Raw genomic sequence first — 15,151 nt, 5'->3', positions numbered from 1 at the left:
TTGTTACCTATTAAATCTTTACTAATTAGTGTTCAAGCGATCTGAATTTTTCACGTAAATGGTTACGTATACCAATGGCCGTTATATTGAGTGTAATGATAACCGACACAAGTAAAAATGCCGTTGCATATACCAACGGACGTGCCGCTTCAACATTCGGGCTTTGGAAGCCAACATCGTAAATATGAAAGCCTAAGTGCATGAACTTTCTGTCTAAGTGAAAATATGGAAAGTTGCCGTCTAATGGTAACGTGGGTGCCATTTTAACAACACCTACCAACATCAGGGGTGCAACTTCGCCTGCTGCACGTGCAACAGCCAGTATTAACCCCGTCATAATTGCAGGGCTTGCCATTGGAATTACAATACGCCATAGGGTTTCAACTTTAGTTGCACCCAATGCTAATGAACCGTCACGTACAGTGCTTGGAATACGTGATAAACCCTCTTCCGTAGATACAATAACCACGGGTAAAGTTAGTATTGCCAATGTTAATGCAGACCACATGACACCCGGTGTGCCAAATACTGGCGTTGGTGAAGACTCTGGGTAAAACAACTGGTCAATACTGCCACCAAGCATGTATACAAAAAAGCCTAAACCGAATACACCATAAACAATGGAAGGTACACCCGCTAAGTTGATTACCGCGATACGAATCATTTTTGTGACCGCATTTTTAGCCGCGTATTCGTGCAAGTAAATAGCAGCAACAACACCAAACGGCGTAACTATCACGGCCATCAACATAACCATAAATACAGTACCAAATATAGCAGGGAATACGCCCCCTTCAGTATTTGCTTCGCGTGGATCGTCAGATACAAACTTGCCTAATTGACCAAAGTAATGACCTAGCTTTGTAAAAAAGCCCATGTCGTTCGGAAACCAAACATCAAGTACTTGATACATTGGGATCGTGACTATTTCGCCGCGCATATCTTTTACCGTAACATGGTCGCGCTTAGCCTGTTTGCGCAGTGCAAATAACTCTTTTTCAAGTTCGCCGTACTCTGCACGTAATTCAGCACGCATTTTTGCAAGCTCTGCAACACGTTCATCTGTTAACTGGTTATCAAGTAAGTAGCTTTTCTCTTTTAAGCGTAAGCGCTCAAGTTCATAGTTGATATGACCTATATCGCCATTTTGTAAATCCAGTGCTTCATCATTTAAATCTACAGCACGCTCAACAAGGTCATATAAAGCCTCTACTTTATCGCCCTCTACTGGCTTGCCATCTTTAAATACACTTTCTACATACCCGTAAAAATTACCATTTTTACTACGTTCAAATACTGCAAGCGTAGCGGGTGTAGACTTTGCTTTTATGTCGGTTTCAAGTATCCAACGAAAATCTAGAGCTACGTATTCACGGTTACCTGTTTTTATAAGTAAACGTTCAAATTCTTCTTTATCAAATGCTGAAACATCAACACCTGTCGCTGCCAAACGTTCTTTTGGTACGAGTTCACGGTCGTAAACTTCACCAATAACGGTTTGCTTGGCAATCGAGCCTTCAAGCTCAAACTGCACAACTTGAGAAGGCCAGAAAAAACTTAATCCCTTCCAGGCTATCATCGCTAATATACCTAAAACCGAAATTAAGCTGATGCTCACTGCACCGCCGGTCATCCAAATCCAAGGAGAACCAGACTTAAACCACTGCTTTACCATGTCGTGTCTCTCCACTTACATTGAGCTGTATTTTTCACGTAACTGCTGGCGAACAAACTCAGCTAACGTGTTAAATACAAAGGTGAATATGAATAGAACAAAGGCGGCTAAAAACAATATTCTGTAATGCGAGCTACCCACTTCTGATTCAGGCATTTCTACCGCAATATTAGCTGCCAGCGTTCTCATGCCTTGGAAAATACTCCAGTCCATAATCGGTGTGTTACCTGTTGCCATGAGCACAATCATGGTTTCGCCCACGGCACGGCCTAGGCCCATCATTACCGCCGAAAATATACCTGGGCTTGCGGTTAACAGCACAACACGTACGAGTGTTTGCCATTGAGTAGCCCCTAGTGCTAATGAACCATTTGATAAGTGCTTAGGTACACTAAATACGGCGTCTTCCGCAATAGAGAAAATAGTAGGAACCACTGCAAAACCCATTGCTATACCGACTACCAATGAATTACGTTGGTCGAATGTCATGCCTAACTCGTTTGTTAGATACTGGCGAACATTACCGTCAAACATCCACAGCTCTACTGTTTCGCTCAATGCGAACGAAAACCAACCAACAACTAACACAACAGGAATCAAAATAATTGAATGAGACCCTTCAGGTATTTTATGGCGAATACTTGCTGGTAATTTTGTCCACGCAAGTGCTGAACCTAAAATACCAATAGGTAATAAAATGAGTAAGCCAACAATTGCAGGTAAGTGCTCTTCAATTAAAGGCGCTAACCAAAGGCCCGCTAAAAAGCCTAAAATAACCGTAGGAAGTGCTTCCATTATTTCAACGGTTGGCTTTACAACCTTACGTAATCCACTCGACATAAAGTACGCAGTGTAAATTGCCGACGAAATCGCAATTGGTACTGCAAATAACATAGCGTAAAAAGCCGCTTTAATTGTACCGAACGAAATAGGCACTAGCGAAAATTTAGATTCAAAGTCATCGCTTGCAGATGTTGACTGCCAAATATATGCAGGCTCTGGGTAACCTTCGTACCACACTTCTTGCCATAACGCAGACCATGTTACTTCAGGGTGTTCGTTGTGAACCTCTAATACCGTTAATTTGCCATCAGCTAAAATTAACGCAGCATTTGAACGTGGAGCAATTGCAAAGTGTTTAATTTCGCCTTCACTTACTTTACCCTGCCACAACTTAGCTTCGCTTGTTGTGTAGTAAACGCCAAGCTCACCGTTGCTGCTGGTAGTGAAAAAGGTACGGCGATAAAATTCTGTAAAAATATTTAATTTGCTTTGTTTGGTTGTTTCAAATGCACGAATTTTTTGGAACTGACGACCAGCGTCTGTGTTTACCTCAAACCACTGCGATACTTCACCGTTATCGTTAGCAAGCATTAATGAGTTTGCACCCGCAAGTAACTGAGCAGACACTATATTAGCGTTTTCTTCATTAGCCGATAATAACTGGATTTGCTCTACTTCACTTGGATAGCGCGTATCATAAACGTAGATTTGATTAGCTGAACGAATAAACGTACGTGTTGTATCTGGTGAAATTAAAAGCTCATCTACACGACCTTCAATATCAAGCTCCGTTCGCTCAACAACCCACTCTACCTCACCCGTAAACATGTTTTCTTCAGCAACAAAGCTACTAAACAAAACGCGCTTATCTGCGGTTAATGCAACAACCGCCGTTTTATCTTCATAGTGAGAAAACGCAAAACGCTTGATAGCAGCGCCTTGAGCATCAACTTCTAACGCCATTTCACCAAGCGGGTAATCAACGCGTGGCGTTAATTTGCGTTCGTTATTTGGAAAGGTAACTAAAAACTTAGGTACAACCACCATCACAGTGCCGTTTTCTAAACCATATGCGTATTGGCCTTGAAACGGTGCACTCGTTGCAAAGCTTGTTACTTCGCTTGGAAGAGCAACATTAAGCGTCTTGAGTTTTTTACCAAAACTTGCTTTTTCTACATTGTAAAAATCAACTTGGCCTTGTTGGCTTAGTAAATAAGCAACTTCGGTTTGCTCTTCAACACCTAAGCCAACTATTTGATCTGCGTTACTTACTGTGAAGCTGTCACGCTTTTCAACTTTAGCCGACTCAAAAATTGGCTGCACTACATAAAGAAGGTAGAAAAATATTAACAACAGCGCTATTAATACCATTACTCCACCGGCGGTTATGCCAAATTTGGCAAACCTGTCTTTAAATAGACGGCTTCGATCCGTATTAAAAGACGGTTTATTCGGATTGGAAGTCATCAAAACACCTTTAAATCTTAACGTTCTATAAATTATATTTCATCAAGATGACAGTAATGTTACAACGGTTATAATAAGCACTCTAATTAAAGGTATATCTAAGGTGGCATAAGTTATTGTATTAATTAAGCGTTAGATTAGTCATTTAGAAGGGAGCTAAATAACAAAAATAATTGGACAAAGCATTTAACGAGGTTAATACTCAGATGGTAGATTAAGTGATGCGCTTACCTTACTTTCATTCACTTTAAATTAATTATTAACATAATAAAATCATTAGCCTATATGAGCGTGTCAGCATCAAAACATATTTTATTTAATGTCTACGCATTTACATTCTTCGGGCTTAAAGAGAGGCACAATTTATGAAACAGTTGGTAATAACTATTTTAGGAAAGGATCGTCCAGGCTTAGTAGAAGATATTTCATCGGTAGTTTTAAAAAATCATGGCAACTGGTTATGTAGTAACCTTAGCCATTTATTAGGTCATTTTGCAGGCATAATTCAGTTAGAAGTTGCTGAAGAGCATTTCCAGGAACTGCAAAATGCGCTTACCGCTTTACCAAAACTTGAAGTACGTATTGAAGCTGGCAATACTGAAATTGAAGCTTCACCACGTGAACAAATCAATTTAGTAATCACAGGAAACGATCGCCCTGGTATTGTCCAAGAGCTCGCAAGCGTAATACGACACAAAGGAGCAAGTATTACTCATTTAAATTCTAGACAACAAAGCGCACCTAACTGGGGAGTCCCTATTTTTAGCGCTGTTGCAACCGTTACCTTACCTAACGGAATGGATAAAGACGAAGTAATTGATGCCCTCGAGTCAATAACCAGCGACTTAATAGTAGACACAGAAGAAGCATAATTTTTATATTGCGTGTCATACAAGTGACACGCATGTCATTTTAATGTCATTAAATTGTTCTATATTTAACTCAGCGTTAAATAATGGAATATAATATGAATGCCCACATAGAACATACTCAAACCATTGAATACTTTGCCAAAGAGCTTAGTTGGCTATCATTCAACGAGCGCGTTCTACAAGAGGCTAAAGACAAAAATAATCCAATAATTGAACGCATGCGGTTTTTGGGGATTTTTTCTAATAACCTTGATGAATTTTTTAGGGTGCGTGTTGCCGACGTTAAACGCCGTATTTTATTAAACAAACTTCCCGATGCTAATTTTGAAGAAGATGAAGCTTTATTAAGTCAAATTCAACAAAAAGTTTTGCAGCTAGGCAAAAAATTTAACCTAATACACCAACAAATTCTAAACGATTTAACCACTCATAATATCCATGTTGACCGCCCCGAAAAATTAACAGATTTTCATCTTAATTGGCTTAAAGCGTATTTTCATGACAAGGTTTTACAGCATATATCACCCATTTTACTTAATGAAAATAAAGATTACTCCGACTATATAAACGACACAATGACTTACTTGTTTATTGAAATGAGTGACGAAAAAAGCCATTACGCTATGCTTGAAGTCCCTACAGACCGAGTACCCCGTTTTATTATATTACCGCCTGAAAAGACACGTCGTCGTAAAACCATTGTTATGCTTGATGACGTTATTTCTTACTTTTTAAATGATGTTTTTAGTAACTTTTTTCACTTTGATAAAATTCAAGGTCATGCAATAAAACTCACACGAGATGCAGAATACAACTTAGACGATGAGCTAGAAGAAGGTCTGCTCGATAAAATGTCTAAGGGTCTTAAACAACGTATTTATGCAGAGCCTGTACGTCTTGTTTACGACGAGAGCATGCCAGAAAGTATGTTAAAAGTGATGAAAAAACGTTTAAACGTGAGTCATCATGATGCGCTGATACCCGCGGGTCGATACCGTAATTTTAGAGACTTTATTGCTTTTCCTAATGTAGGTCGCCAATACCTTGAAAACAAACCACTTCCAGCAATACAAAGCACAGCTTTTAACAAACACAGCAGCGTATTTGACGCAATAAGCGAGCAAGACATACTGCTCTACTACCCATATCACACATTTAATCATTTACTGGAGTATGTTCGCCAAGCCGCATTTGATCCTATGGTGACGCAGATTAAAGTAAATATTTATCGAGTGGCGAGTAAGTCTCGGCTTATTTCTTTACTCATCAATGCCGCTAAAAATGGCAAAAGTGTCACGGTAATGGTTGAGCTTAAAGCACGCTTTGATGAACAGAACAATATTGAATGGGCTAAAGTTCTTAGCAGTGCTGGAATAAAAGTTATTTTTGGTATTCCAGCCCTAAAAGTGCACAGCAAACTATGTGTTATTCACCGTAAAGAAAAAAACAAAATAGTTAAATACGCCCATATCGGTACCGGAAACTTTCACGAAAAAACAGCTAAAATCTACACTGACTTTAGCCTTTTCACAAAACATAACGGTATTTGTGAAGAATGCGATAGCGTATTTAAGTTTATAGAAAGCAGCTACAAGCCCTTTAATTTTGAATATTTAATGCTCTCCCCTATTAATGCTCGCGACACTTTATTGGATTTAATTGATAAAGAGATTCAGCATGTTGAAGATGGTTTCACAGGAAAAATTACAATTAAAGTAAATAACTTAGTTGATAAACAACTTGTAGATAAACTTTATTATGCCGGTCGTCGTGGAGTAAAAATTCGAATTATTGTACGTGGTATGTGCTCATTAATACCGGGGGTGGCTCACTTTAGCGAAAACATAAAAGTGATTAGTATTGTTGATCGCTTTTTAGAGCATCCTCGCGTAATGGTATTTGGCAATAATGGCAATGATAAGGTGTATATTTCTTCCGCCGATTGGATGACTCGCAATCTTGATCAACGCGTTGAAGTGGGAGTCCCTATTTTAAATAATAAATTAAAACAGCTCATTATGGATATTTTAGAGCTACAATTTAAAGACCGTACCAAAGCTCGGCTAATCGATAGCGAGCAAAAAAATACCTATGTTAGGCGCGGTAACAGAAAAAAAATTCGCTCACAAATAGCAATATACGATCACTTAAAAAAATGGGAGGGTAATTATAATAATGAATGATCACCCATCAATAGCGGCCGTCGATCTAGGTTCGAATAGCTTTCACTTGGTCGTTGCGCGCGAAGTGGATGGCACATTACAAATTCTGCATAAAGAGAAACAGCGTGTTTATTTGGCCGATGGCCTAGACGATAAATTAAGACTAAACCAAGCAGCCATAGACCGTGCACTACTTGTACTTAAGCAGTTTGCAAACACCCTTGAAGACTTTCCTCATGGCAATGTAAAAGTAGCTGCTACTTACACTTTTAGGCGCGCCAAAAATATTCATGCCTTTTTAACTCAGGCGAGTAAGGTATTTCCATTTCATATTGATGTGATCCCAGGGCAAGAAGAAGCTCGGCTTATTTATCAAGGTGTGGCTCATTATGTTCATAACGAAGAGAACCGCCTTATTATCGATATTGGCGGAGGCAGTACCGAACTAATTATTGGTAAGCACTTCAAGCATAAGCTTCTTACAAGCCGTAATATGGGCTGTGTTAGCTACACAAAACAGTTTTTTAGTGGTGGAGCTATTACGGCTAAGCGTTTTAATCGAGCTGAAATAAAAGCGGAACAAGAAATCGAAGTTATTTTTGCCAACTACATTAACGAAGGTTGGCAAGATGTAATTGGTACATCAGGCACCATAAAATCTATTTTAACCATGGTGTGCGCACAAAAACCGCAACAAACATTTGTAAGTATTGACGATTTACTGGCTCTTAAGCATCAATGCATTGCCGCTAAACATATCGATAATATAAGTATAGAAGGATTAACACCTGAGCGTCAGCAGAGTCTATGTGGAGGACTTGCCATTCTTATTGCTGTTTTTAAAGAATTCTCAATTAATCAGCTCACTTATAGTGACTTCTCTTTAAGAGAGGGGCTACTTCATGAAATGCAGCAAAAACTCGCCGATAAAGACATTCGCAGTAATACAATCAATAACCTGAGTGAACGATACACAGTAGATAAAGCCCATGCCTCACGCGTTGCTAATACAGCTACTTGGATATACGAACGCCTTAGCAAAGCGTGGCAACTAGATGATATTAACGACATAGCGCTTCTTAATTGGGCTGCTAAGCTACACGAAATTGGCTTGTCTATTAACTCTTCAGGTATTAATAAACACAGCGCTTACATTGTGGCAAATAGCCAGCTTCCTGGCTTTACTCAGCAAGAACAACTCATTTTAAGCTCGCTAATTCGCTTTTACCGAAAAAAAATTAAACGTGATGAATTACCAGAGTTCACAACAATCGCGCAGCAACATGTAATTAAGCTTGTTACTATTTTACGCTTAGCTGTTTTATTTAATCAAAAACGCCAAATTAGCCAGCAACCTAATATGAATATTAGCGCTAATGCCACAGGGCTTTTTATTAAATTTTACGATAATTATTTACAAACACACACGTTACTTAATGCAGATTTAGAACTAGAACAACGTTATTTGAAAAAGGTAGGAATAAGTCTTAACTGCTCATAATATTTTGAAGAGTAAATAATTAAGCAGGGTGCTATTACACCCTACTTTTAGCTAAGTATACTTTAGCTAATTACATATCCATATGGCGATTTGTACTTTGCATCATCTGTTTAAGCCCTTGCTTTTCAAGCTCTAGTAGCTGATCTAGCTTCTCTTGCGCATTTTGCGTTTCTGCACGCTCAAGAAGATAATCGTAAAGCGCAATCACTTTTTGATGCTGACTCGATAAGTAATCTTGAATTGCTTTTTCATCTAACTGCTTATCTTTACTGATATCGTTAAACGTAATAAGTTCGGGGTTGCTGGCAAAGTACTCATAGCAAAATGTGTCGAGCGTGTTAATTTCGGTAATCGCTTTAAAACCCACTAAATCTTCAGCGAGTTTTTTTTCGTAATTAAGGTAATAATCCACCAGCATGGCATTACGCTCATCAAGTATTGGTTTCACGCTATAAAAATTAGCCGCCATTTGCGTATGAAATAATACGGTCCAGTCGTATACCTCTTTAATTGTTTTAACTTGCATGTGCATTCCTTACTTAGTTAACTGATAAGTTACGGGTTGCTTGAATCATGCCAACAAAAAATACACTTTAAAACAATGAGTTAAAACTTATAGATAGATTAAAATGTAAATTAGTAGAATAACTTACAAACGATGAGTAATTTTTATAGGGCAATGATAAGTCATTACCCTATCACTGTTACTTAATGGCCTTTTTTCTCCATAATAAGTAAACCGCAGGAATAACCAATAAGGTCAACATTATTGCGCTTACCATACCACCCACCATAGGCGCTGCAATTCGGCTCATTACTTCACTGCCGGTACCCGTTCCATAAAGCACAGGTAATAAACCAATAACAATAGTAGCCACCGTCATCATTACAGGACGCACACGTAACCCGGCACCTTCAGTAATTGCTTGCTGTAACTGAGCTAACGAAAGTGGTTTATCAGCTCGCTTAGCTGTTAAACACATGTTTTGATATGCCTGATTTAAATAAACCAGCATAATCACCCCAATCTCCACGGCAACACCGGCCAGTGCAATAAAACCGACCCCTACGGCGACTGAAAAGTTGAAACCTTGAAGGTACATGAGCCATACACCACCTATCATAGCCAATGGCAGTGTGCACATAATAATAGTTACCTCAGCAAAGCTTTTAAAATTAAGATAGAGCAGCACAATAATAATGGCCAAGGTGAGAGGCACTACGTAGGTGAGCTTCTCTTTTGCACGTTGCATATATTCATACTGCCCAGCCCATGAAATAGAATATCCCGAAGGCAGTATCAAACGCTCATCGAGCACGGCTCTCGCGCTTTCAACATAACTACCAATGTCTACGCCATCTATATCAATATAAACCCAACCATTTAAACGTGCATTTTCACTTTTAATGCCAGACGGGCCATTTTCAATAAATACATTAGCGACATCTCCAAGTGCAATATGCTGTCCTTGTGGCGTCACAATGGGCAATAACATGAGGGCTTCAGGTGAATTCCTAAAAACTTGCGGATAACGCACGTTAACCGAATAACGAGCCTGCCCTTCTATTGTTTGTGTTACATTTTTACCGCCAACAGCCGTTGCTATAACTTGCTGTATATCGCTTATGTTTAAATTATAACGCGCTGCTTTTTCACGGTTTATATCAATTTTTACGTAGCGTCCACCAGCCACTCGCTCAGAGTAAACAGATACAGTGCCTTGAATATCAGCAAGTAGTGCTTCTATTTGCTCACCAATATTTTGAATTTCACTTAACTGTGGACCTGCCACTTTAATACCTATTGGGGTTTTAATACCGGTTGCCAACATGTCTATGCGTGTTTTAATGGGCATAACCCATGCATTAGTTAAACCAGGAAACGTGACTAATGCATCAAGTTCGGTTTTGAGTTTTTCAAGCGTCATTCCCTCTCGCCACTCGTCTTTGGACTTTAATTGAATGAACGTTTCAATCATTGTCAGTGGCGCGGGATCGGTGGCTGTTTCAGCTCGCCCGACTTTACCAAAAACTGTTTTAACCTCCGGCACGGTTGCGATTAATTTATCTGTTTGCTGCAAAATCTCTCGAGCTTTAGCTATTGATATACTTGGGTATGTAGAGGGCATATACATTAAATCCCCCTCATCAAGTGGCGGAATAAACTCGCTACCTATTTTGTTCAGTGGGTAAAAACCTACCAAGGTCATAACTAGGGCAAATATTAAAGTCGTTTTTGGAAAATTAAGCACCCATCTGAGCAAAGGCCGATAAGCCGCTACAAGCAATCTATTAACGGGATTTTTATTTTCAGGTATTACCTTACCTCTTATAAAATAGCCCATCAATACAGGCACTAGGGTGATCGCTAATCCTGCTGAAGCCGCCATTGCATAAGTTTTAGTGTAAGCAAGAGGTGAGAACATTCGCCCTTCTTGCGCTTCTAAAATAAATACAGGCAAAAAACTCACGGTAATAATTAATAAACTAAAAAACAGCGCTGGGCCTACTTCGCTTGTCGCTTTAATAACGACTTCCCAACGGTTTTGATCAGTCAGGGGCGTTTTTTCCATATGCTTATGCATATTTTCAATCATTACTATGGCGCCATCGGTCATTGCCCCTATGGCAATCGCAATCCCGCCCAAAGACATAATATTAGCGTTAATTCCTTGCCAATACATCACAATAAACGCTGTTAAAATACCCAGCGGTAAGGTAATAATAGCCACCAAAGATGAGCGCACATGAAACAAAAACACAACACACACAAGCGCTACAACAATCAGCTCTTCAACAAGTTTGCTTGTCAGATTACTTATTGCGTTGTTTATTAAGTTTGAGCGATCGTAAACGGGAATAACCTCAACGCCCTGTGGTAATCCTTTTTTAAGCGATTCGAGCTTAGCCTTAACCAGTTCAATGGTTTTTTGTGCATTTTCGCCGTATCGCATAACAACAATACCACCGGTAGCTTCGCCTTCACCGTTAAGATCACTCACGCCACGGCGCATTTGTGGGCCTAGGCGAATATTCGCGACATCACGTAACTGCAAAGCAGTGCCATTTGCATTAGTACCTAATGGAATAGCCTCTAAATCGGCAACACTTTTTATGTACCCAGTGCTAGTAACCATGTATTCCGCTTCGGCCATTTCAATAACAGAGGCGCCTGTTTCTTGGTTTCCTTGCTCTATTGCAGTTTGAATAAGACTCAACGGAATGCCGTAAGCACGCAGCTTATTAGGATCTACATTTACTTGATACTGCTTAACCATTCCCCCTACAGAGGCAACTTCAGAAACACCCGGCACAGTTTGTAATTCAAACTTTAAAAACCAATCTTGTAAGTCTCGCAATTGGCTAATATCAAGCGTATTTGTTTTATCAATAAGGGCATATAGGTAAACCCAACCAACACCCGTTGCATCGGGCCCAAGCTCTGGCGTTGCACCTTTAGGCAGGCGGTTTGCAACTTGTGTTAGGTATTCTTGCACTCGGCTTCGCGCCCAGTACAAATCAGTGCTGTCATCAAAAATAATATAAACATACGAGTCGCCAAAAAATGAAAAGCCTCTTACGGTTTTTGCCCCTGGCACCGATAACATAGCAGTAGTAAGCACATAAGTAACTTGGTCTTGAACCACTTGTGGTGCTTGCCCTGGATACGATGTTTTTACAATAACTTGCACATCAGATAAATCGGGCAAGGCATCTACGGGCGTATTTTTAACGGCAAACACACCACCGCCCACTAAAATTAATGTAAGCAACAATACCAATAACCGGTTATGAACAGACCAGCGAATAACAGCAGTAATCATTTTACTTCCTCGCCCATCGTATGTTGCATTGAGGAGTGATCTATTGCGTCTATATTATTTAAAGCGGTGATCACAAAATCATCATTAATAATACTAAACGTGAAATCAATGGTTTGACCTTTAATAAGCGAGTTAACCTCTATATGCGGTGCCAGAACAAAGTTCATTGTTGCTGGACCTCGGTTCCACTTTGGAATAGCTTCACGACTAATATTTACAACTCGATTTGCTGCATCAATTGTATTTATAACGCCATTTACGGTTGCACTTTGAGAGTTGTCATCGTTACTACTATCAGCAGCTGGCATCTCCATTCGCTTAAAGTCTGAAAGCTTACTCGACTCAGAATCTATTAAAAATTGTGCCGAGGTAACCACGCTATCGTTTACCACCACACCTGATAAAATAATCGTTTCATCAACGCTTGTTTGTCCTACTTGTACTTCAACAGATTTAAAGCGCCCTTCGCCTAATGCTATAACTACGCGGTTTTGATGTTGCGTACGAATTACAGCTTCTTTTGGTACTACAAGCTGAGGTTCACTCGCTTTTGTATGAATAGTCACCTGAGCAAACATATTCGCTTTTAGCTTAAGGTCTTTATTTGTAAATCGGAGCCTGACCCGAAGTGTTCTATTTTGAGCATCGAGCGCAGGATAAATATAATCGACCTGCCCTTGCCATATTTTTCCCTTAAAATAATCAAGGGTCATGGTTACCGGTAGGCCAACACTAATAAGCGACGATTGACGTTCAAATATTTCCGCCTCCACCCATACTTCATCAAGTTGAGCAATACTCATCATTGACGTACCTGGCTTTACATAAAAACCTTCTCGCACATTCAGCTCATCAACAATCCCACTTTGACGAGCATAAAAGGTAATATTTTGCATTATTTGCTTATTTTTTTGTAAGCGCTCAATAAATTCAGCAGATACATTTAACGACTCTAAACGTGCCTTTGCAGCACGAATTAGTACATTGTTATTTCTATTTACTGCCAATAAAAACTCTTCTTGTGCATTAACTAGCTGCGGTGAATATAAGGTATACAAAGGTTCGCCGGCGTTTACCTTATCGCCTTGCGCTTTAACGTATAAATCCTCAAGCCACCCTTCTACACGAGGGTGAATATGAGTAATTTCATCTTGGTTATATTGCACATAACCCACTGTATTGATGTTACTTTGCAGTGTTTTTAACTGCACCTTAGTGGTTTTCACTCCTAAATTATTAATTACCACTGGCGAAATAGTAATCGCTCCTTTTTCACTTTCACTATTACCAACTTCGTCGTAAACGGGCACTAAATCCATCCCCATAGGAGAGAGGCCAGGAGCGTCACGTCTATAATTGCTGTCCATGGGCGCCACCCAATACAAGGGTTGTTTTACGGCCGGTTTTTCATCAACTATAATTTGCGTAAAACCAGCCCATAAACCAGCCCCTACAATAGCGGCAATGAATAGTTTCAAATTAATATTCATCAGTCTGCCCCTCGCGAAGTTCGCCCATAACTTGGGAGTCTAAGCTACTCATATAATAATTTAAGCGTGCAATAATAATGTGTTGATCGACCTGGATATTAAGCGCGTCAATTTTGGCATTTAACTCACTAATACGTGCTTGCATAACATCAGAAAAGTCACCGTCATCACGCGTATAAGCATTCAAGGTTGCTTGTGATTGGTCAGCCATTTGTACTAATAAAATATTTTGATATAGCGTATTTCGTTTTTGTAACTGGGATAGCTGACTATATTCTTTAAAATACATACCTTTGAGCTTTTGCAAAGCAACCCTTTTTTGTGTTTTAGCCGCTTCCGTAATCGATATAGCCGATTTAACGTGTTGGTCTTGCCTGTTATCCGTAAATAAAGGGAGATCAATGCTAACCCCCACAGAAAGTAAATCGGCTCTTGATTGGCCCATTGGGGTGTCTGCTCGATAGCCATACCCCACATTAACCCCTATCTGTGGCTTATAACTTTGTTTCGCTAAGCTCACTTGTGTTTGCTTGGCCAATATACTTTGCTCTATGGCTACAATGGCTGGGTGAGACATAAGTAATTGTATAAGTTGACCAAATTCAAGGGTATTAAAATTAGTAAGCGCGGGAGGGGTTATAAATTTACCATCTAAAGGTTTTTCTAACATTGTTATGGGCAACCATTGCGCTAGCCGATTTTTAGCACTGTGAAGTTGTTGCTCAAGTGTGAGTAGCTTATCTTCTAAGCGGGTAAGCTCTAACTGAGCCCGAATAATATCTTGCTGGCGTGTCTTACCCTGTGTACTTGCGTAGCTGGCTTCAGTTATTTGAATAAGCTGAGTAAATAACTCTCTGTCTTTCTCTATTAAGTTAATACTGCGCTGTGCCCTATAAGCATTTAGCCAAAACTCGATAACTATCGCTTTTACCTGAGCCAACCTATCAGCTCGCTGCCATGGATATTGCTTAGACGACTGAAAAAGCGATTTTTGTTTCAGTGATAGACTATCACCGCGGCTAAATTTTTGGCTTAGACTCACTTTAAATTGAGTCATCCCTTCTTGATCAAACGCATAACCATTTGTTGGTAAGTTCATCAGACCAAGCGTGAGTGTTGGGTCGGGTAAAGTGCCCGCCATAATACTCTGAGCCATAACTGCTTGCTCTTGGTGGTGGCTTGCAGATAACCACGGATCATTTGCAAGTGCATAGGTAAGGGCGTGAGATAGGTTTAGCGTACGTAAAGAGCTATACTCATCTATTGCGCCAGTCGTTTTTTCTTCTTGGGTATTCGCCGCACTGCTGAACAAAGTCAAACAACATAGCACTGCATTTATTTTCAAAGCGTAATTCATCACTTGCTCCATTTAAAAAT

General features: G+C 39.7%; 9 protein-coding genes. 3 read left to right on the top strand and 6 right to left on the bottom strand.

Features of this window, described 5'->3' with window-relative positions; genetic code table 11:
* Positions 1 to 25: 25 nt before the first annotated feature.
* Together pstA and ACFI34_RS04110 are read right to left on the bottom strand one after the other, a co-directional pair.
* Positions 26 to 1,675: a phosphate ABC transporter permease PstA gene (gene pstA, locus ACFI34_RS04115; RefSeq protein WP_462672509.1), complete on the bottom strand. Its 1,650-nt coding sequence runs from the start codon at positions 1,673 to 1,675 to the stop codon at positions 26 to 28.
* 15 nt (positions 1,676 to 1,690) lie between these two features.
* Positions 1,691 to 3,925, bottom strand: a complete 2,235-nt coding sequence (locus ACFI34_RS04110) for an ABC transporter permease subunit (RefSeq protein WP_462672508.1) — start codon at positions 3,923 to 3,925, stop codon at positions 1,691 to 1,693.
* Positions 3,926 to 4,290: 365 nt separating this feature from the next.
* Here ACFI34_RS04110 and ACFI34_RS04105 point away from each other — a divergent pair, with 365 nt between their 5' ends.
* The 3 genes from ACFI34_RS04105 (at position 4,291) to ACFI34_RS04095 (ending at position 8,460) form a co-directional block, all read left to right on the top strand.
* On the top strand, positions 4,291 to 4,797 hold the full coding sequence (locus tag ACFI34_RS04105; protein WP_462672507.1) for a glycine cleavage system transcriptional repressor: 507 nt from the start codon (positions 4,291 to 4,293) through the stop codon (positions 4,795 to 4,797).
* Between the two features lie 95 nt (positions 4,798 to 4,892).
* Positions 4,893 to 6,980: a polyphosphate kinase 1 gene (gene ppk1 / locus ACFI34_RS04100; RefSeq protein WP_462672506.1), complete on the top strand. Its 2,088-nt coding sequence runs from the start codon at positions 4,893 to 4,895 to the stop codon at positions 6,978 to 6,980.
* Positions 6,973 to 8,460, top strand: a complete 1,488-nt coding sequence (locus tag ACFI34_RS04095; RefSeq protein ID WP_462672505.1) for a Ppx/GppA phosphatase family protein — start codon at positions 6,973 to 6,975, stop codon at positions 8,458 to 8,460. The genes ppk1 and ACFI34_RS04095 overlap by 8 nt, the downstream gene beginning before the upstream one ends.
* Positions 8,461 to 8,530: 70 nt before the next feature.
* Here ACFI34_RS04095 and ACFI34_RS04090 read toward each other — a convergent pair whose 3' ends face one another.
* The 4 genes from ACFI34_RS04090 to ACFI34_RS04075 form a co-directional block, all read right to left on the bottom strand.
* A complete protein-coding gene (locus tag ACFI34_RS04090) occupies positions 8,531 to 8,986 on the bottom strand; it encodes a hypothetical protein (protein ID WP_462672504.1) in 456 nt (151 codons plus the stop codon).
* A gap of 178 nt (positions 8,987 to 9,164) precedes the next feature.
* Entirely contained in the window at positions 9,165 to 12,284 is a 3,120-nt protein-coding gene (locus ACFI34_RS04085; protein ID WP_462672503.1) for an efflux RND transporter permease subunit, read from the bottom strand.
* Positions 12,281 to 13,774 carry an efflux RND transporter periplasmic adaptor subunit gene (locus tag ACFI34_RS04080; RefSeq protein WP_462672502.1) on the bottom strand — a complete coding sequence of 498 codons (1,494 nt, stop codon included), beginning with the start codon at positions 13,772 to 13,774 and terminating at the stop codon, positions 12,281 to 12,283. The genes ACFI34_RS04085 and ACFI34_RS04080 overlap by 4 nt, the downstream gene beginning before the upstream one ends.
* Positions 13,764 to 15,131, bottom strand: a complete 1,368-nt coding sequence (locus ACFI34_RS04075) for a TolC family protein (protein ID WP_462672501.1) — start codon at positions 15,129 to 15,131, stop codon at positions 13,764 to 13,766. Before ACFI34_RS04075 ends, ACFI34_RS04080 begins: the two co-directional genes overlap by 11 nt.
* Positions 15,132 to 15,151 lie beyond the last annotated feature (20 nt).

This window comes from Pseudoalteromonas sp. PSi26, from assembly GCF_054960575.1.
The sequence above is the reverse complement of the archived record's forward strand: the minus strand, read 5'-3'. Positions and strand labels throughout refer to the sequence as shown.